Origin of the sequence: Rahnella inusitata (assembly GCF_003263515.1) — a bacterium.
Classification (GTDB): Bacteria; Pseudomonadota; Gammaproteobacteria; order Enterobacterales; family Enterobacteriaceae; genus Rahnella; species Rahnella inusitata.
Genome location: NZ_JYDE01000001.1, coordinates 1 through 19,552, shown reverse-complemented (window position 1 = coordinate 19,552; position 19,552 = coordinate 1). Strand labels below are relative to the sequence as shown.

Here is a 19,552-nt window from a genome sequence, read left to right as displayed (position 1 = left end):
TCTGAGTGAAAATCTTAGTGGAATTGCAAATAAGCCACATGCGTTTGCAGATATTCCTGCAAACCGTGCTTACCGTCCGCACCACCCACGCCGGATTTACGCCAGCCGGCGTGGAAACCCTGCATCGCTTCAAAGTTCTCGCGGTTGATGTAGGTTTCACCGAACTTCAGTTGTTTCAGTGCTTTCATCGCGGTGTTGATGTTGCTGGTGTAGATAGAGGATGTCAGCCCGTATTCGCTGTCATTGGCCATTGAGATGGCTTCCTCGAGCGTTTTAAACGTCGCCACCGGCAATACCGGGCCGAAGACTTCCTCATGCATGATCGGCATTTCCTGTTTAACATCCACCAGCAACGTCGGAGGATAGAAGAAGCCGGTGCCGCTTTCACGCTTACCGCCCAACAGTACTTTCGCGCCCTGAGAAACCGCTTTCGCGACTTTGTCTTCCACGCGTTGTAACGCAGCAGCACTGATCAACGGGCCCATATCCAGCTCTTTTTTCTCCGCCGTATTGCCGAACGTAACAGCTTTCATCGCTGCACTGATGCGTGAGATGAATTCGTCGTAAACACCTTCCTGCACGTAAACACGCTCCGCGCAGTTACACACCTGCCCGGTATTGATGACACGAGAACTGACGATGGCTTTGACCGCCAAATCTAAATCTGCGTCGTTCATGACGATAGCCGGCGCTTTACCGCCGAGTTCCAGGGAGACCTTGGTGACGTTCTGCGCCGCTGCGGTCATGGTGGCGATCCCGGCGGCGACGCTGCCGGTCAGGCTGACCATCCCGACTTTCGGATTGGCCGCCAGCTCCTGACCCACAGTCGGGCCATACCCGGTGACGATGTTCAGCACGCCTTTTGGAAGGCCAATTTTATGGATGATTTCTGCGAAGATAACCGCATTGTTAGGCGTAATTTCACTCGGTTTGATCACAATGGTGTTACCGGTGATCAGCGCCGGAGCCGCTTTACGGGCGATCAGGAAGAACGGGAAATTCCACGGCAGAATGCCGGTGGTCACGCCGATGGCTTTGCGGAAGACAAAAATGTTCTCGTTAGGCCGGTCGCTCTGAATGATCTCACCTTCGTAACGGCGCGCCCATTCGGCCATGTAATCAAGGTAATCGGCGGTGAATAACACTTCGGTTTGCGCCAGACCGTAGGTTTTGCCGCCTTCGGCAATAATCGTCTCGGTCAGTTCAGGCTCGCGCTCGCGGATCCCGGCAGCGATTTTATGCAGCCACACGCCGCGTTCTACCGCAGGCAACGCTTCCCAGCCCGGCTGCGCCGCTTCGGCAGCATCGATAGCGCGCCTGGCATCTTCCGCAGAACCTTCAGGGATCTGTGATATCACCTGTTCCGTCGCCGGATTCACAACATCAATCCACTTTCCGCCGGTGTTTTCAACGAATTCGCCGTTGATGTACATACGTTTCTGAACTGTGCCCATATAAGGTGTCTCCAAAGTACGGATAGAGTGATGAACGAGTTGTTAAAAAATAAGTTCTTTTTTGTGAAGTTTTAACAGCCTGTTCCATCCGCAGGGGTTTTACCTTTCCGTGGCTGCCAGCCGGGCGTGGGAAATGGCAAAAATGTCATGGTCGGGCTGCCCGACGTAACATTTTTGCAAATTATCGATGAAAGACGAGATCAGGAGTCAGAGGCGGGCATTACGCGGCGCGTAGCCAAATTCACGTTTAAAGAGGGTCGAAAAGTAGTTGCTGTCGCAGAAGCCGCACTGATGAGCAATATCGGTAATTGAGCTGTCGCTGAACCTCAGCAGGTTGCGGGCATTGATCAGCCGCAGGCGATTGAGGTAGTTCAGCGGTGTGCAGCCGGTCTGCTGTTTCATCTGGCGGTGCAGCGTGCGCAACGACATCGAGAACCGTTCGGCAAGTACCGGCCAGTCGATTTCTTCGTCGTAATGTTCGTTCATCCAGTCGAGCAAATTATTGAGATCGCCGCCCTGCCCGCCATAACCAACGTCACGACTCCCTTTTCGCAGCAGTAATAACAGCTGCATAAAATAAAGTTCCTGTTGCGCCTGCGACTCCGGCGACTGGCTGACAGTTTTTTGCGCCAACAGGTCGATCAGCGTTTTGGCCTGCGCGACCTGTCCTGGATTGATGCGCCAGTGCGCCGGATAAATCCCGTCAACTTCCTGCGGCAGCAGGTCGCCGACGCCGCTGAGAAAGCGAAACGCATCCGGGCTGCGGTACAGCACATTGGTCAGGTGCAGATTGTCGGTATCTTCATATAAATGATGGTCGCGGTGACGCACAAAACAGACGCTGCCCGCGCTGAGGATCAGCGGTTGATCGTTAAAGACATGGGTGCCGGTGCCCTGTTCGACCAGCACAATTTCGTTAAAATCCTGATGATGATGTTCAGGAAAGGTCTCCTGCGGATAACGGGGTTCAATGGCGACCGGGAAATCTCCTGAGGGGAAATACTCACTACTGCGTAACACCGTCATTTCCGACTCCTTATTAACATTATCGTAATATCTTAGTCGGCGATGACGTGGTCATCGGGCTGAAACTGTGACCGGACAGTCGCTTTTGAATAAAACCCGTCTTTCTCTGCTAAATCTTGCGAAAAACCCCGTATGACGCAGGTTTACGCCTCATTTTAGTGCGCCTTTTTACCGACAAATCGCCGTGTTTTTCTGACCGTTTCGCCAGCGCATAACAAGATTGTTATCAATTTGTGAGGTTGTTCTCCCGAACCTTTGCACCTTTGCCATAGTTGGCTAACAACTGGCACTCGCGGAAAGGTCAGTTTGTCATCAACCTCCTAGAGTCGTGATCATGCGCCTGGCGCGTCGGCAACTTTTCGTCGTTACCCTTTTTGCAGATTTTGCGAATTAGCATGCGGAGTACAAAAAATGAAATTAAAACACGTACTGAGCCTTACCCTGATCGCGAGCAGCATCCTGATGGCCGGCGCGGCATCGGCAGAAGTGAAAATTGCGCTGGTGGCGAAATCACTGGGCAACGGATTTTTTGAAGCGGCCAACGTCGGCGCACAACAGGCCGCGAAAGAGCTGGGCGATGTAAAAGTGATTTACACCGGCCCGACCACCACCACCGCCGAAGCGCAGATCGAAGTGCTGAATGGCCTGATCGCTCAGGGCGTGGACGCGATCGCCGTCTCTGCCAATGACCCGGACGCGCTGGTGCCAGTGCTGAAAAAGGCCATGCAGCGTGGCATCAAAGTGGTGTCATGGGATTCCGGTGTAGCGAAAGAAGGTCGTCAGATCCATCTCAATCCGTCGAATAATGCGCTGATTGGCGAAACCAACGTCAAACTGGCCGCCAATGCGCTGAAAGCGCTGAACGTGGAGAAAGGCGACGTTGCTATTCTCAGCGCCACACCGACCTCGACCAATCAGAATTTGTGGATTGCTGAGATGAAAAAGGTGCTACCGAAGTATCCTTCCGTGAACCTGGTGACCACAGCCTATGGCGATGATTTATCAGATAAAAGCTATCGCGAAACCATTGGCCTGCTGAAGTCGTATCCCGACCTGAAAGTCATCATCTCGCCATCCTCTGTTGGGATCGTGGCGGCGGCGCAGGCGGTGAAAGATCAGGGCAAAATCGGCAAAGTGTACGTCACCGGTCTTGGGTTACCCTCTGAAATGGCAGGGGCGATAAAATCCGGCGCGACCAAAAGCTTCGCCATCTGGAATCCGATTGATTTGGGTTACGCCGCCACCTATCTGGCCGATGATCTGGTTAAAGGCACGGCCACGAAAACTGAAGCCAGCATGGGGCGTTTAGGTAAAGTGAAACTGGACGCCGACGGCAGCGGCGCCATGGCTGAGCCCTTCATTTATGACGCCAGCAACATCGACAAATTCTCCAAAATATTCTGATCCTGAATGCGGCTGACCGGTTTCCGGTTGGCCGTTTTGTTGTGCTTCGTCAGGGGAAATCTATGACCGATATCACACCGTTGCTGTCCTTAAAGGGGATCAGCAAAGTCTTTCCGGGCGTCAGGGCACTGAATAATGTGCATGTGGATTTGTATCCGGGAAAAGTCACCGCCCTGATTGGCGAAAACGGCGCAGGAAAATCGACGCTGGTCAAAGTCATGACCGGCATTTATCAGCCGGAAGAAGGCGAGCTGCGCTATAAAGCCATTCCGATCAAATTGCCCAATCCCGAATCTGCGCACAAAGTCGGGATCACCGCGATTCATCAGGAAACCGTGCTGTTTGACGAGCTTTCTGTTACCGAAAATATCTTCGTCGGCCACTATCTGTATTCCGGGATATTTAAACGCCTGAACTGGCCGGCGATGCATCAGCAGGCGCGCGACATCCTGACGCGGCTGGAAGTGAATATCGATCCGCACGCCACCCTGAAAGACCTGAGCATCGCACAGCGTCACATGGTGGCGATTGCCCGTGCGCTGTCATTCGATGCGCAGGTGGTCATTCTGGACGAACCGACCGCCGCACTGTCGCAGCATGAAATCACCGAGTTTTATCAGATAGTCGAACGCCTGAAGCACGAGGGCAAAGCCATCCTGTTTATCTCGCACAAATTCGACGAAATCTTCGCGATTTCTGATTATTACACCGTGCTGCGTGACGGCAGCTACGTCGGTTCCGGCAAAATCAGCGACATCACCGAGCAAACCATGGTGACGATGATGGTCGGGCGCGAAGTGAGTCAGGCCTATCCGAAAGTGAACTGCGAACCAGGCGAGACGGTGCTGGAAGTTCAAAACCTCAGCCATCCGACCGAATTCGCCGGGATCAATTTCTCACTGCGCAAAGGCGAAATTCTCGGGTTCTACGGGCTGGTCGGCGCAGGCCGGACCGAACTGATGCAGGCGCTGTTTGGCGTCACGCAGCCGGGTGGCGGCCATATTCTTATCCACAGCAAAGAACATCATTTCACGCGCCCTTCACAGGCGATCCGCGCGGGCATTGTTTATGTCCCGGAAGAGCGGCAAAAACAGGGCGCGATCATTGATTTGCCAATAAGCCAGAACATCAGCCTGCCGCAGCTCAGCCAGCTGAATCCGCGCGGTGTGCTCAACGATAAAAAAGAGTGGGCGCTGGCCGATGACTACGCCAAACGGTTGCAGGTAAAAGCTTCGAGCTGGAAACAGGCCGTGGGCACGCTCTCCGGCGGTAACCAGCAAAAAGTGGTGATAGCAAAATGGCTGGCGACCAAACCGGACATCATCATTCTGGATGAGCCCACCAAGGGCATTGATATCGGTTCGAAAGCCGCGGTGCATCAGTTTATGTCCGAGCTGGTCGGGCGAGGGCTGGCGGTGATTATGGTGTCTTCAGAACTGCCGGAAGTGATGGGCATGGCAGACCGGATCATCGTGATGCACGAAGGGCTGATGGTGGCAGAATTCAAAGCCGGCGAAGCCAGCGCCGAAATGATTGTCAGCGCCGCCAGCGGCGCGGGCGAGGAGGCAGCATGATCAAAAAACTGCTGAAGTACCGCGAGCTGTTGCTGGCGGTGGTGATTGTGCTGATGGTATTTGGCGTCGGCGCACGTTCACCGGAGTTTATCGGCGTCGGCAATTTGCTGGAAATGTTCAATGACACCTCGATTCTGATCATTCTGGCGCTCGGTCAGATGATGGTGCTGCTGACCAAAGGTATCGATCTGTCGATGGCGGCGAATCTGGCGCTGACCGGTATGATCGTCGCGCTGATTAATTTCCATCATCCGGATGTACCTGTGTGGGCACTGGTGGTACTGGCGACGCTGCTCGGGCTGGTGATGGGGGCGATAAACGGGCTGCTGGTGTGGAAAATCGGCATCCCGCCAATCGTAGTTACGCTCGGCACCATGAGTATTTATCGCGGCATCATTTTCCTGCTCTCCAACGGCGGCTGGATCAATGCCCATCAGATGAGCCCGGACTTTCTCAGTCTGCCGCGTGCGACCTTTATCGGCCTGCCACTGTTAGGCTGGTGCGCGATTGCTGCGCTGGTCCTGGTGGCGTATTTCCTGCGTTACAGCCGCACCGGACGTGCGCTATACACGGCAGGTGGCAACGCGACAGCCGCGTATTACACCGGCATCAACGCCGGAAAAATGCAGTTCGTCAGCTTCTGCCTCTCCGGCGCGTTGGCCGGTTTCTGCGGATATCTGTGGATTTCGCGCTTTGCAGTCGCCTACGTGGACGTCGCCAACGGTTTTGAATTGCAGATTGTCGCGGCGTGCGTGATTGGCGGGATCAGTACCATGGGCGGCATCGGTTCGGTAGTGGGTTGTCTGCTCGGGGCGCTGTTCCTCGGCGTGATCAACAATGCGTTACCGGTGATCGAAGTCTCGCCTTTCTGGCAGATGGCGATTTCCGGCGGCGTGATTGTCATTGCAGTGATCCTCAACGAACGCGCCAATAAACGTAAAGGGCGGCTTATTTTACGCCATGCGGCCCCTGTTCATTCTGCCCATACTGAAAGCGGAGCAAGATCATGACTAAAATCTTAACGTCGCGCCCCGCCACACGAGAAAGTTCGTCGATGGCCGTCACGCCGTTTTTTCGCCGGCTGATGTGTTGGGAAGGTTTTTTGCTGGTGGTGACGCTGCTGGTGTTCGTGGTGAACGCCCTCGCCTCACCCTATTTTCTCAATATATGGAATCTCTCGGACGCGACATTTAACTTCACCGAGAAAGCCATTATCGTGCTGCCGATGGCGATGCTGATTATCGCGCGTGAAATCGATCTGTCGGTGGCGTCTACCATGGCGTTGAGTTCAACTATCATGGGCTTTTGCGCACAGGCCGGTTTACCGACGCCTGCGTTAGTGGGCGTTGGGCTGAGCGTCGGATTACTCTGCGGGCTGGTCAACGGGCTGCTGGTGACGCGCCTGAATCTGTCGTCTATCGTCATCACCATCGGTACCATGAGCCTGTTTCGCGGGCTGACCTATGTGCTGCTTGGCGATCAGTCGCTGAACCATTATCCGGCCAGTTTCGCCTGGTTCGGACAGGGTTACGTTTGGGGTCCGTTGTCGTTTGAATTCGCGCTGTTCCTGGTGCTCGGTGCAGTATTTTATTTCCTGCTGCACAAAACTAATTTTGGCCGCCGGACTTACGCCATCGGCAATAATCCGGTCGCGGCCTGGTATTCGGGGATTAACGTTAAACGTCACAATCTGACGCTGTTCGTGCTGGTTGGCCTGATGTCCGGGCTGGCGGCAGTGCTGCTAACCTCACGTCTGGGCAGCACGCGTCCAACGCTGGCGCTCGGCTGGGAGCTGAGCGTTATCACCATGGCGGTGCTCGGCGGGGTCAGCGTGCTCGGCGGCTCCGGCAGCATGACCGGCGTGATTATCGCCGCGTTCCTGATGGGCCTGCTGACCTTCGGCCTCAGCCTGCTCAACGTGCCGGGCATTGTGATGTCGGTGATTGTCGGTGTAATGCTGATCGTGGTGATCTCACTGCCGGTGCTGTACCGGCGGGTGCTGGCGCGGGGGAATTGATCGTGATGAGGATCCCCGCTTTCGGGCGGGGAGCAATTACACAACAGCTATTGGCATTTGAATGGTTATGTTTTTGTAATGTGTGAAGATTGTGTTTCGATACCTTCACGTAAGGCTTGCGCCAATTTATCCAGCATAAAACTGATAAACCCCGTGCAGTTACTGGCGCGATCGCATTCGCCAAGAACACGGTAGTAATCCTGCTGTTCATTATGAATTAGCGTTTCTACCGGAAGCCATGCCAGCTCTGAACGCCACTGGCTGAGGATCAGTGTCTGCCACAAACGTCCCATTCTGCCGTTGCCGTCAGCGAACGGGTGAATAAATTCAAATTCATAATGGAAAATCGAACTGGCGATAAGCGGGTGAATATCCGTTTCTTTCAGCCAGTTCAGCAGATCAGACATCAGACGGGCAAGCTGCCCGGCGGGCGGCGCCATAGGAATAAGCTGGTTGTCGCGATACACACCTACGTTACCACTGCGCAGATGGCCTGGCGCATCCACCAGTCCGGTCATCAGTATTTGGTGGGCTTTCAGAACATCCTCAAGACGATGGCTTTTCCATGCGGGTAACTGCTCGTAGGTCAGGATAGCGTTACGCACCTCCTGAATATCCTTTTGCGGCGCGAGTACGCGCTTGCCTTCCATAATAGCCGTCACCTGCTGCATGGACAGGCTGTTGTGCTCGATAGCGAGCGACGCCTGAATAGTGCGAATGCGGTTTTCTTTTCGCAACAGCACGGATGACTGTTCAGCATGTGCAGCCCAACGCCCCAGCAATTCCCCAACGTCCACGACCAGGTTGAGGATCTGTGGCGTGATACTGTACGGTGGCTGATAACCTGCCATTCAGTGCTCCTTGTTCAAAAGTGATGCGCCATAGTATCACGCGGAAAAATCTTCAAAAAACCTTCTTTCATCACAGTCACTTGATCCCGCCCGCCCTCCTCCCGTAGTTTAATCAGACACGGGGTTTCTGAATGTCTTGATACAAAAGGATAACGCATGCGGATATTAGTGGTAGGGGCCGGGGCAACTGGCGGGTATTTTGGCGCGCGGCTGGCGCAGGCTGGCCAGGACGTAACGTTTTTGCTGCGTGAAAAACGCGCCCTGGCGGTGCAGGAACACGGGCTGACGGTGCATAGCCCGCATGGGGATTTCCATTTTCAACCGACCGTACTGCAGGCTTCGCAACTCACCGGCCCTTATGACCTGATCCTGCTGACGGTGAAAAGCTTCGGGCTGGAAGCGGCAATGAAAGACATTGCGCCGGTAGTCGGTGAACAAACGATGATCCTGCCCGTTCTTAACGGCATGAAGCATATGGAGACGCTGAGCCTGCGTTTTGGCGAACATGCGCTGATCGGCGGCTTATGCAAGATTAACGCAACGCTCGACGCAGAAGGCCATATCCATCAGATGACCCCCATGCACCAGATTTTCTACGGTGAACTCTCAGGCGACAAGAGCGAGCGTATTCTGCGCGTCGATCAGGCATTTCAAAATGCCGGTTTTGAGGCATTCCTGTCCGAAACCATCATCAGCGATTTGTGGGAAAAATGGCTGCTGCTTTCCAGCTTTGGGGCGATCACCTGCACCATGCGCGGCAATATCGGTCAGGTCGCGTCAGCGCCCGGCGGTAAAGAGTTTGCTCTGGGCATTGTGAATGAAGCGCTCACCACCATGAAAGCCTTTGGCTACGCAGAGCGCGCGGCTGCGGTAGCGAAAACGAAGGAAGCGGTAACCGATAAAAATTCGCAGCAAACATCATCGATGTATCGTGATATGACGCAGGGTAATACGGTGGAAGCCGATCAGATCGTCGGCGATCTGGTAGAGCGCGCCATTCGGGTAGGAATACAAGTTCCCCTGTTGCAAGCCGCCTATACACATCTTTGTGTGTATCAGCTGACACGCAAATCCGCTTAATTCTTTTCTGACGCCCGTTATCGACGCGGGCTATTTACCCGGATGGATTTCTAAATAACTTAATACGTAAATGAATTTAGGGTGAATAAACAATGTCAGGTCGGGTATGCAAAAGATCAGCCAGTTCAGCATAATTCGCTTATAAGAATATCTTTCAGGGCTAAGTGCAGACGAAAAACCTTAAGTGATTTTACTTACAAAAAGGGGATGGATGCCAAAAAGGGATCTTTCAGGATCGCGGAGCGTATGGAAAAGTTATTATTGGGTTACTAAATAGGCGAAAAAAAAGGGTGGACTGCGACAATATTATTCTCTCCAGCGATTCCCTGTTTTGTGTTAAGAAAACAGGAAATCTCAGGAACATCAGTAATACGGGCGTATTATTAACGTGCGATCAGGAAACTTTCCAGAGTGGCACCCGCATCCATCGCTGCTTTGATGGCTGATGGGGTACGGCCCTGACCGGTCCAGGTTTTGTGTTCGCCGTTGGTGTCTTTGTATTCATAGATAGCAGGACGTGGCTGGCGTTTAGACTTGGTTTTGGTGGTTTCTTTCGCGCCCTGATGAGTCACCAGATCGTCGATATCGATGCCGTCTTCTTCCAGCATTTTGCGATATTTAGAAAGTTTCTCGTTACGCTCTTGCTGTTGTGCGCTAACTGCTTTCACATTTTCGCGAGATTCTTCAACAATCGCCGTTAACTTCTCAAGGATTTCTTCAAGAGTTTCCAGTGGCATTTCGCGAGCCTGCGCGCGAAGTGTACGGATATTATTCAAAACGTTTAATGCGTTGTCCATGATGTTCCTGCCAGTATGAGAGTTTAATTTTTTTGAAAGTGGATATGATTCTACACAAACAAATAAGTATATCAATTGGGCCAGCGTAATATTACTGATTATTATCCAATAATCTGTCTATTTGTTTCATGGTATTAACCGATAATACATATTTACGTATGGAAGATCTTATCTTCACTAAAGAAAATCGGGTCAAGGACTGACGTCTCGCCGCCTTAGCAATTACCTAAGCCAAATTTTACTCGTACTTTTAATACTATCACCCAGTGAAATGATAACCCCGATATAATTCAGGTCATTGAGATAAGGAGATTTCTCTGGCCCGCTTACGCTCTTCATAATGTCTTCCGTTCGTCCTCACAGGGCCTTAATACGAAAAATTTACTAGAAAATTTAACAATTTCCGCTTTAGAATGTGATTCACATCACGGCAGGATTTTTTTCTCATCTATGTACAAAACTATTTTTTTCGTTTTCACCGCCTGTCTTTTTTTAAAGCTGGCGCTCGACTGGCAAATCATTTTGCAGGTGGCGGAGAGCTGATTTTCGCCTCTGACGCCATCGCGATAAATTCAGACAGATTTCTCGATAATGTTCCCCGCCGCCATATCAGCCAGGTCGTCAGATACCGGTAATGATCCGCCAGCGGCCAGATGCTGACCGTACTGCTGCCGGGCATACTTTCCAGCATACTGCGCGGCATCAGCGCCAGCCCGCCACCGGCGATCACGCACGCCAGCATGCCGTGATAGGACTCCATCTCATAGATTTTTCCGGGGGATGCGTCATCTTCCCTGAACCAGCTTTCGAAATGTCGGCGATAGGAACAGTTGGAACGAAACGCGTAGACGATTTCCCCGTTCACCTCCTGCCCCCGCGTAACCGGTGCGTGATGTCCCGGCGCGACAATCACCATTTCCTCCTGAAACACCGGCACACCGTCGAGCACCGGATGCACCAGCGGGCCATCGACGAAGGTGGCCTCCAGTGCGCCCTCCAGCACTTTCTCCAGCAATTCCCAGGAAGGACCGGTGCTCAGCGCCAGTTCCACTTTACCGAACTTTTGATGATATCGCGTCAGCAGCGGCGGAATACGTACCGCAGCCGTGCTTTCCAGCGCACCGAGCGCAAAAACACCCTGCGGCTCATCGCCGGAAACCGATGCCCGCGCTTCTTCCACCAGATCGAGAATGCGGTTGTTGTAACTGAGGAAGTTGCGCCCGGCCGGTGACAAACGCAGGCGCTGATTCTCGCGAATAAACAAATCTACGCCCAGTTCGGCTTCCAGCTGTTTGATGCGCGTAGTGAGATTCGACGGCACGCGGTGAACCAGCTGCGCGGCGGCGCTGATACTGCCGGTCTGCGCGACGGCACGGAACATCTCCAGTTGTGACAAATTCATAACCATTCTCAAAATGTGAAAGGAAAGCTTATTTTTATTCATTTTTATTGAGCCATGCAAGTAGCTATTCTGTTTCCAACGTTCTCAAAGAGGAAAACAAAATGACTCAGGCCATTTCACTGAACCCGTTTAACGGCGAACGCATCGCCGAATACCCTTACGATTCCGCACTGGCGCTCGAAGCCGCCGTGGCACAGGGCAGCACCGCATTTAAACATTGGCGCAAGGTAGATATTAACCAACGTGCAAGCCGACTGATTCAGCTGGCCGCAGAACTGCGTGATGCCGGTGAGGAAATCGCCCGCACGATTGCTCTGGAAATGGGTAAACCGGTCAGACAGGCGCGGGCCGAAGTCGAGAAATCCGCAAGTCTTTGTGAGTGGTATGCCAAAAACGGCCCGGCAATGCTGGCACCGGAGTCGACCCTGGTCGATAACGGCGTAGCACATATTCACTATCGTCCATCCGGCATGATTCTGGCCGTTATGCCGTGGAATTTCCCGGTCTGGCAGATCCTGCGCGGCGCGGTTCCTGCCATGCTGGCGGGGAATACTTTCCTGCTTAAACCTGCACCAAACGTGATGGGCACCACGTATCTGGTCAAACAGGCTGCGCTGAGAGCGGGATTCCCGGCCGGAGTGTTTGGCGTGATTAATGTTGATACACCCGCTGTGGCAGAACTTATCGCCGACAGCCGCGTCACTGCCGTGACCGTGACCGGCAGCGTGCGGGCAGGCGCCGCGATCGCCGAACTGGCCGGGAAATCGGTGAAAAAATGCGTACTGGAACTCGGCGGTTCAGATCCGTTTATCGTGCTCAATGATGCCAGTCTGGATGACGCGGTGGCCGCCGCCGTTGCAGGCCGTTATCAGAATACCGGGCAGGTATGTGCCGCCGCTAAACGCATGATCGTTGAAGAAGGCGTACTGGAAGACTTCACGGCGAAATTTGTTGCCGCCACGCAGGCGCTGGTGATGGGTAATCCGCTGGATGACGCCACCTACATTGGCCCGATGGCGCGTTTCGATCTGCGTGATGAACTTCATCAACAGGTTCAGGACAGTCTGGCGCAGGGCGCAACGCTTTTACTTGGCGGTGAGAAAATCGCGGGGAAAGGCAATTTCTACGCCCCCACCGTGCTCGGAAACGTGACCCCGGCAATGACTGCATTTCGTCAGGAGCTGTTTGGTCCGGTTGCGGCGATTACCGTGGCGCGTGATGCATCACATGCGGTTGAACTGGCAAATGACAGCGATTTCGGGCTGAGCGCAACAATTTATACGGCCAATTTGGAACTGGCGAAAGAGATGACGGAGGAACTGGAAACAGGCGGCGTCTTTATCAATGGTTACAGCGCATCGGATCCGCGCGTGGCGTTTGGTGGCGTGAAAAAAAGCGGGTATGGCCGCGAGCTGTCTCACTTCGGTTTACGCGAGTTTTGCAATGTGCAGACCGTGTGGACTGACCGTAAGTAGTCGCCAATGGCTTAGCCTGTACGGCAAAATCACAGGATTATTACATCCTGTGATTTTGTAATCCTTAGGCTAATTCGCCTGCACCGTGGCGGCGTAAATCGTCGTAACTATCTGCTGATTGGCGTTCAGCGTTTCATCAATGGTTTTTTTGCCTTCCAGCAAATCCGAAATATTTTTCCCCACCGCGTCACCCATCTGATCAAAGCCAGGAATACTCACGTACTGCACACCCTGATACGGCACCGGGTAAAGCGTCGGCGTTTCCGGCGTCGCGGTTTCAACCGCCTGTTTCACTCCCTCGGCGTAAGGCGCCAGTTTCTGGTATTTCACCTGCGCATAGGACGAATAACGACTGCCCGGCGGGATCGCGCCCCAGCCGACCGTTTTCGCCACGTCCTGAATGTACGCCTGCGACGTCGCCCAGGTGATAAATTGTTGCGCCTGATCTTTATGGCTGGCGTGCTGTGGAACGGCCAGCGCCCATGCCCACAGCCAGTGCGATCCGTTGGTCGAAATCGCCGTGGGGGCAGGTGCGAAACCGACTTTATCGGCCACGCGGGAAATCTGCGGATTGATAACCATACCGGCGGCGACGGTACTGTCGATCCACATCGCGCATTTGCCCTGCGAGAACAGCTTGAGATTTTGTCCAAAGCTGTTGGATTTGGCATCCGGCGGACCGTAGTCATGCATCATCTGCACGTAATCGGTCAGCACCGCGCGCCACTCGTCGCTGTCCAGACGCGGATGCCAGTCCTGATCGAACCATTCCGCACCGTAGGCATTTGCCATCGTGGTGATAAAGGCGACGTTATCCCCCCACCCGGCCAGCCCGCGCAGGCATAAACCGTAGACGCCCTGCGATTTGTCCGTAAGCGTCGCGGCGTAAGATTTCACGTCATCCCAGGTCGGATTGACGGGCATTGTGAGATGCTTCGCCGCAAACAGGTCTTTGCGGTAATAAGTCATGCTGCTTTCACCGTAAAACGGCAAAGCGTACAGCGTGCCGTTCCATGACAGCGCGCTGCGGATTGGCTTGAGCAGGTCATCCACGTTGTAATCGGCAGGCAGATTGTTGAGCGGTTGCAGCCAGCCTTTTTTGCCCCACAGCGGCGCTTCATAAGTGCCGACGGTGATCACATCAAAGTTCGCCTGACCGCTGTTCATGTCGCTCAGCACCTGCTTGCGCAGTTCACCGTCATCCATGACATGCCATTCGAGTTTGATGTCCGGGTGCGCTTTTTCAAACTCGCCGGACATCTGCTGCATGATGGTCATATCGCCGTTGGCGATGGTGGCGATTTTTACCACGGTCTGCGCCTGCGCGCTGGCGCAGAACGCCAGCGGCAGCAGCACACTGAGGATGCGTCTGTGAAAAAGACCTGACATGGTGGTGCTCCTTCTCAGGTCAGGCATTAGCCAGACGCGGTTGACGTGCAGGGGCGTTCAGCGCAGGCAGCGGTTCAAGAACGCCCTGCCCGTGATTGACTTCAGCAGGAAAACCCGGCTGAGACGGCGGGTTTGGTCGCAAATGGAAGAACGACATTTTCTCGACCAGTCGTGCTGCGTGCTCATTCACCGTGTGGCTGGCTGCGCTGGCTTCTTCAACCAGCGCGGCATTTTGCGAAGTCGCGCTGTCCATCTGGACTATCGCGACGTTGACCTGATCGATCCCGCTTGATTGCTGACGGCTGGCGACGGCAATATCCGCGACGTATTCGACCATCTTCGTCATGCCGCCGTTGATTTCCTGCAAGTTTTGGCCAGACAGCATCACCAGTTTACTTCCCGCATCCACTTTACTGACGCTGGTTTGGATCAGGGATTTGATTTCCTGCGCTGCCTTGGCGGAACGCTGCGCCAGCTGACGGACTTCGGAGGCCACCACCGCAAAGCCGCGCCCCTGCTCACCGGCACGGGCGGCTTCTACTGCGGCGTTCAGCGCCAGCAAGTTGGTCTGGAACGCTATCTCATCGATGACACGGTTGATGTCCGCGATTTTATTGCTGGATTCTTCGATATCACGCATCGCGGTGACGGCGTCAGTCAGAATGCTGCTGCTTTGCTGCGCCTGTTCGCGGACGGTTTGCGCAAGCTGGCTGGCCTGAGCGGCGTTATCGGCATTGAATTTCACCGTCGCAGTCATCTGCTCCATGCTCGCGGCGGTTTGTTCCAGCGCGCTGGCCTGCGCATGAGTGCGCGAAGACAAATCGTTGTTACCGTCGGCCATTTGCCCTGCCGCGCTGCTCAGCGCCAGCGCACTTTCTCCGACTTCACGGACAATCCCGCTCAGACGCGCATCCATATTTGCCAGCGCCTGCATTAGTTCGCCCATTTCATCTTTCGGGATCGCACCCAGCCGGTGATTCAGTCCACCCGCTGAAATTGATTCCGCCAGACGCCGCGCACGACGCACCGCGCCGGTAATCGAACGTACCAGCAGCCAGCCTGCAATACCGGCGACCAGTAAACCGCCCGCCAGGATAGCGGCCATGCTGTTACGCATAGTGAGGTAAGCCTGCGAGCTTTCTGCATAGTTGCGTTCAGCGTGCTGGCGCATCAGGTTGTCCAGGCCGTCGATGTCCTGCTGCAACGCCTTACTGCCATTTTTCAGCCGGGTTTCGATCATGACCAGCGCACCGGACGGGTTACCGCTCGCCACCAGTTTGCCTGCATCGACAATCGCGGCCTGATAATCATTGAGATCGTTAAGGAATGTCGCGCGCAACGTTTCGCTGCCCGGAACGGCAAACGTCGCCTGATAGGCTTGGCGTTCGGCAACAATCTGCTGGCCGTAAGCATTGATTTGCGCCACGCGTTGATCAACTTCCGCCGGATCGGTCCAGTAGCGCAGCGATTCAAACAGCGTCGCCGACTGCATTTGCGCCAGACGGTATAATTTCGCGGAGTGCTGTAATGGCAGTAATTCGGTGCGATAGGCCGATATCGCGCGCTGATCGGCAGCGCGAAGACCTAAAATCGCCCACAGCGCGGCGACGGTCAGCAAAATGCACAATAATCCAACGATGCCAATCAACCGGCTCTTAATGGTAAATCCCATATCGATTCCTCAGACAACAGCAATGATCTTACAGGAAGGCGTCAGCGTCGGATGGCAAAGTGGTGATCGCCCTTTGAACGGTTTATCGGCAAAGGGCGGAGAAAGTTTAGGCGTGTTTTCAATCATATAGGACGCGCGCGTTATCGCGCCGTTGGCGACGTCAGGCGTTGGTAATTTGTCTTATCGCGGGAGGTTGTACTGCTGCTTTCAGGTAAACGTCATCGCCCAGATGATGACCCCGCCGACGCAGTGATGATATGCACGCAGATGTCTTCGTCGAGCCTGGCGTTTCCTTTCTTTCTGAGCATTTTGATCCCCGTGAAGTATGAGCGGCTAGCCCTCTAACAAATTGACTTTGTGCTGAATACTACGAGAATGGCTCTTTTCGAGCGACACACTTACAGAATCGGAGTCTACCATCGTCTGCTCTCTCAAATTTCCTCATCTAAGAATCGTAAAGACCGGTGTCGCACTGCTGGCCGCCGCGCTGATGCTGGCCAGTTGCTCGTCCAAACCACCGAAATCGCTGGTGACCCCACGTCCTCCAGTCAGCATAGAACCCCTTCCCGGAAAATCTGCTCTGAGCAAGGAACCGGTGCGCGGTGTCTGGCTGACGACCGTTTCACGCCTCGACTGGCCACCGGTTTCGTCGGTAAATGTCAGCAGCCCTGCCTTGCGCATCAGTCTGCAGAAGAAAGCGCTGACGGATAAGCTTGATAAGCTGAAAACCCTCGGCATCAACACCGTATTCTTTCAGGTGAAGCCTGACGGTACCGCGCTCTGGGCATCAAAAATTCTTCCGTGGTCAGATATGATGACCGGCAAAATCGGTGAGGATCCGGGTTACGATCCGTTGCAATTTATGCTCGATGAAGCGCATAAACGCGGTATGAAAGTCCACGCATGGTTTAACCCGTATCGCGTTTCCGTCAATACCAAACCTTCCACCGTTGCCGAACTAAATAAAACGCTAACGCTTAATCCGGCCAGCGTATTTGTGCTGCATCGCGACTGGATCCGCACCGCCAGCGATCGCTTTGTGCTTGACCCCGGAATACCCGAAGCACGGGACTGGATCACCAGTATCGTCGCCGAAGTCGTCGCGCATTATCCCGTCGACGGCGTACAGTTCGATGATTACTTTTATGCCGAATCTCCCGGCTCCAGCCTCAATGACAACCTGACGTTTCAGAGATATGGGAAGGGATTTGCGTCCAAAGCCGACTGGCGACGCAACAACACTCAGCAGCTGATCGAACAGGTTTCACGCACCATTAAGCAGATGAAACCGGACGTCGAATTTGGCGTCAGTCCGGCGGGCGTGTGGCGAAATGCTTCGCACGATCCGGCGGGGTCGGATACGCGCGGCGCGGCGGCTTACGATGAATCCTATGCTGATACCCGCCGCTGGGTGCAGCAAGGCCTGCTCGATTACATCGCCCCGCAGCTTTACTGGCCCTTCTCGCGTCAGGCTGCCCGTTATGACGTATTAGCCCATTGGTGGGCGGACGTGGTGAAACCCACTCACACCCGTCTGTATATCGGGATCGCATTGTATAAAGTTGGCGAGCCGTCAAAAAATGAACCGGACTGGATGATTAACGGCGGCGTGCCGGAGCTGAAAAAGCAGCTCGATATGAATGAATCCGTCCCGCAAATTAACGGCACCATTCTCTTTCGTGAAAACTATCTGAATCAGCCGCAGACTCAGCAGGCGGTGAATTATTTGAGAAGCCGCTGGGGAAGTTAAGCCACGTTCTGCTCTGTCGATGAAAACAGAAAGCCGCCTTCATTCCCTGAGGCGGCTTTTTTATTCACGATGTTTTCGTTATTTAAAGAAACGCAGCAGATGGTCCAGCACCAGTGACGACAGTGTGAAATCGGGATCCGCGAAGGTGACGCCCTGAGCGCCGAGGTGGGAAAACAATGGCAGCGTCAGCGCAGGCAATACACATAACAGCAGGCCGTTGATGCCGCTGGCAATGATCGCGCCACGGAATCCGCCGGTGGCGTTGCCGAAAATCGCCGCCGCACCGCCAGTAATAAAGCTCGCCATGATACCCGGAACGATAATTGGCAATCCGACAAACGGGAAGATAAGGATACAGACCAGTTCTACGCAGAAACTCACCAGAAAACCGATCAGCGTCGCATTCGGCGCCTTGGTGAAAAGTACCATCACATCCACCGCAGGCACGGCGCCCGGCGCGAATACCCGCGAAAATCCTTTAAATGCGGGCACGATTTCCGCCGTAAATAAGTTGACCCCGGCTTTAGCCAAATAGAGTCCGCAGGCAAACACGGCGGACTGCTCAAGAATAAAAATCACCATATTCTTGTCTGCCGCACCCGCGCCGTACACCAGCGTCATTGCGGTTTTAATCTGCGGCTGCGTGGCGAAAACACACGAAATCAGCAACAAAACCAGCATCGTCAGCAGCGTCGCAATATTAGGTTCACGCAGAAAATCGAATTTATTACTGATTTTAAGGTGTTCTGTATCGGTTTTTTTATTGCCGAACCATTTCCCCATATAGGAACCAATAATATAAGAGGAGATGGCCGCATGAGAGATCGCATATTCATCCGACCCAATGATTTCACGGCTAAATTTGTTGAGGAAAAACGGCGCGGCGGCCATATAACAACCGATAAATATCGAAGAAATAATGACGATTGGATAATAGCTGTAGCCCAACTGCATCAGCACGGCGGTCAATGCAAAAGACATAAACAGAACCAGATGCAGTGAAAGATAAATAAATTTAAGGCGCGTAAACCGGGCCAAAACAATATTGATTACCATGGAGAACAGCAAAATTATCGCTGCCGTTGAACCAATCTGATCGATAGTCGCCGCCATGATGGCTTCATTGCTCGGCACCACGCCAACGATGTTAAAAGCACTGGAAAACAACGTACTAAACGCGGTCAGCACCTTCATGAGAATGGAACCGCCAACCTTTATCATGGTGAATCCGATAAAGGAAAGGGCCGTTCCCGCGATAATTCTTGAGACTGACGCTCTTTGAAAAAGTAGCCCCAGAAAAGCGATAATCGCAATTATTACCGCCGGTGTTTTCACTAAACTCAGAAATATTTCCATCTTCCCCTCTTGTATTGAATTGTCATGTATAAATGTTGCGGATTTGTTTTTTTAATTACTTTAAATTCACAGTCAAACAACATGCATCAAACAACAGGGGCACGTTGAATATTGATTTAAAATAATGAACCGCTGTTTCTTTTTATATGGCACGACGTTTTATATAGATCATTACAAAGGGATGATGTGAAGCAGGTCGCAATTAGCGCGCCGCAGTCTATTTTTAGATGCTTTTTGGAATGGACATAACAACGCTGCACCACAAAAAAGCAGGGACGACGGCAATATGGCGACGTTTCAGAGGT

The 19,552-nt window shown here is 53.5% G+C and carries 14 protein-coding genes and 1 pseudogene; 7 read left to right on the top strand and 8 right to left on the bottom strand.

The features are described from left to right. Positions 1–14: 14 nt before the first annotated feature. Positions 15–1,454, bottom strand: coding sequence for an aldehyde dehydrogenase (aldA, locus tag TU92_RS00075; protein ID WP_112163942.1), 1,440 nt, complete (start codon positions 1,452–1,454; stop codon positions 15–17). A 207-nt stretch (positions 1,455–1,661) separates the two neighbouring features. Then, positions 1,662–2,480 carry an HTH-type transcriptional activator RhaS gene (gene rhaS / locus TU92_RS00070; RefSeq protein ID WP_112163941.1) on the bottom strand — a complete coding sequence of 273 codons (819 nt, stop codon included), beginning with the start codon at positions 2,478–2,480 and terminating at the stop codon, positions 1,662–1,664. A gap of 411 nt (positions 2,481–2,891) precedes the next feature. Between rhaS (TU92_RS00070) and rhaS (TU92_RS00065) the strand changes: the two genes are divergently transcribed. From rhaS (TU92_RS00065) to TU92_RS00050, 4 genes are all read left to right on the top strand, one after another. Further along, positions 2,892–3,884 carry a rhamnose ABC transporter substrate-binding protein gene (gene rhaS / locus TU92_RS00065; protein ID WP_112163940.1) on the top strand — a complete coding sequence of 331 codons (993 nt, stop codon included), beginning with the start codon at positions 2,892–2,894 and terminating at the stop codon, positions 3,882–3,884. Positions 3,885–3,946: 62 nt separating this feature from the next. Continuing rightward, entirely contained in the window at positions 3,947–5,458 is a 1,512-nt protein-coding gene (locus TU92_RS00060) for a sugar ABC transporter ATP-binding protein (protein WP_112163939.1), read from the top strand. Then, complete coding sequence (locus TU92_RS00055; protein ID WP_112163938.1) at positions 5,455–6,468, top strand: ABC transporter permease; 1,014 nt, start codon at positions 5,455–5,457, stop codon at positions 6,466–6,468. Before TU92_RS00060 ends, TU92_RS00055 begins: the two co-directional genes overlap by 4 nt. 44 nt (positions 6,469–6,512) lie before the next feature. Next, complete coding sequence (locus TU92_RS00050; RefSeq protein ID WP_425272542.1) at positions 6,513–7,475, top strand: ABC transporter permease; 963 nt, start codon at positions 6,513–6,515, stop codon at positions 7,473–7,475. Positions 7,476–7,555: 80 nt separating this feature from the next. Here TU92_RS00050 and TU92_RS00045 read toward each other — a convergent pair. Beyond that, positions 7,556–8,326, bottom strand: a pseudogene (locus TU92_RS00045) (Fic family protein); the annotation flags it as partial. Between the two features lie 156 nt (positions 8,327–8,482). Here TU92_RS00045 and panE point away from each other — a divergent pair. Then, positions 8,483–9,406 (top strand): 2-dehydropantoate 2-reductase, encoded by a 924-nt coding sequence (gene panE, locus TU92_RS00040; protein WP_112163935.1) that lies wholly within the window; start codon positions 8,483–8,485, stop codon positions 9,404–9,406. A 383-nt stretch (positions 9,407–9,789) separates the two neighbouring features. Here the strand turns inward: panE and TU92_RS00035 are convergent, their stop codons facing one another. Continuing rightward, complete coding sequence (locus TU92_RS00035) at positions 9,790–10,203, bottom strand: H-NS family histone-like protein (protein WP_112163934.1); 414 nt, start codon at positions 10,201–10,203, stop codon at positions 9,790–9,792. 517 nt (positions 10,204–10,720) lie between these two features. Further along, entirely contained in the window at positions 10,721–11,605 is an 885-nt protein-coding gene (gene ptrR / locus TU92_RS00030) for a putrescine utilization regulator PtrR (RefSeq protein WP_112163933.1), read from the bottom strand. A 101-nt stretch (positions 11,606–11,706) separates the two neighbouring features. Here ptrR and TU92_RS00025 point away from each other — a divergent pair, with 101 nt between their 5' ends. Then, entirely contained in the window at positions 11,707–13,080 is a 1,374-nt protein-coding gene (locus tag TU92_RS00025; protein ID WP_112163932.1) for an aldehyde dehydrogenase family protein, read from the top strand. A gap of 69 nt (positions 13,081–13,149) precedes the next feature. On the opposite strand, the gene TU92_RS00020 is transcribed toward TU92_RS00025, so the two are convergent. Continuing rightward, positions 13,150–14,469, bottom strand: a complete 1,320-nt coding sequence (locus TU92_RS00020) for an ABC transporter substrate-binding protein (RefSeq protein ID WP_112163931.1) — start codon at positions 14,467–14,469, stop codon at positions 13,150–13,152. 19 nt (positions 14,470–14,488) lie between these two features. Further along, on the bottom strand, positions 14,489–16,141 hold the full coding sequence (locus TU92_RS00015; protein WP_112163930.1) for a methyl-accepting chemotaxis protein: 1,653 nt from the start codon (positions 16,139–16,141) through the stop codon (positions 14,489–14,491). Positions 16,142–16,631: 490 nt separating this feature from the next. On the opposite strand from TU92_RS00015, the gene TU92_RS00010 reads away from it, so the two are divergent. Continuing rightward, on the top strand, positions 16,632–17,891 hold the full coding sequence (locus tag TU92_RS00010; RefSeq protein ID WP_112163929.1) for a glycoside hydrolase family 10-like protein: 1,260 nt from the start codon (positions 16,632–16,634) through the stop codon (positions 17,889–17,891). Positions 17,892–17,969: 78 nt separating this feature from the next. Here TU92_RS00010 and ulaA read toward each other — a convergent pair whose 3' ends face one another. Then, entirely contained in the window at positions 17,970–19,247 is a 1,278-nt protein-coding gene (gene ulaA, locus TU92_RS00005) for a PTS ascorbate transporter subunit IIC (protein ID WP_112163928.1), read from the bottom strand. Positions 19,248–19,552 lie beyond the last annotated feature (305 nt).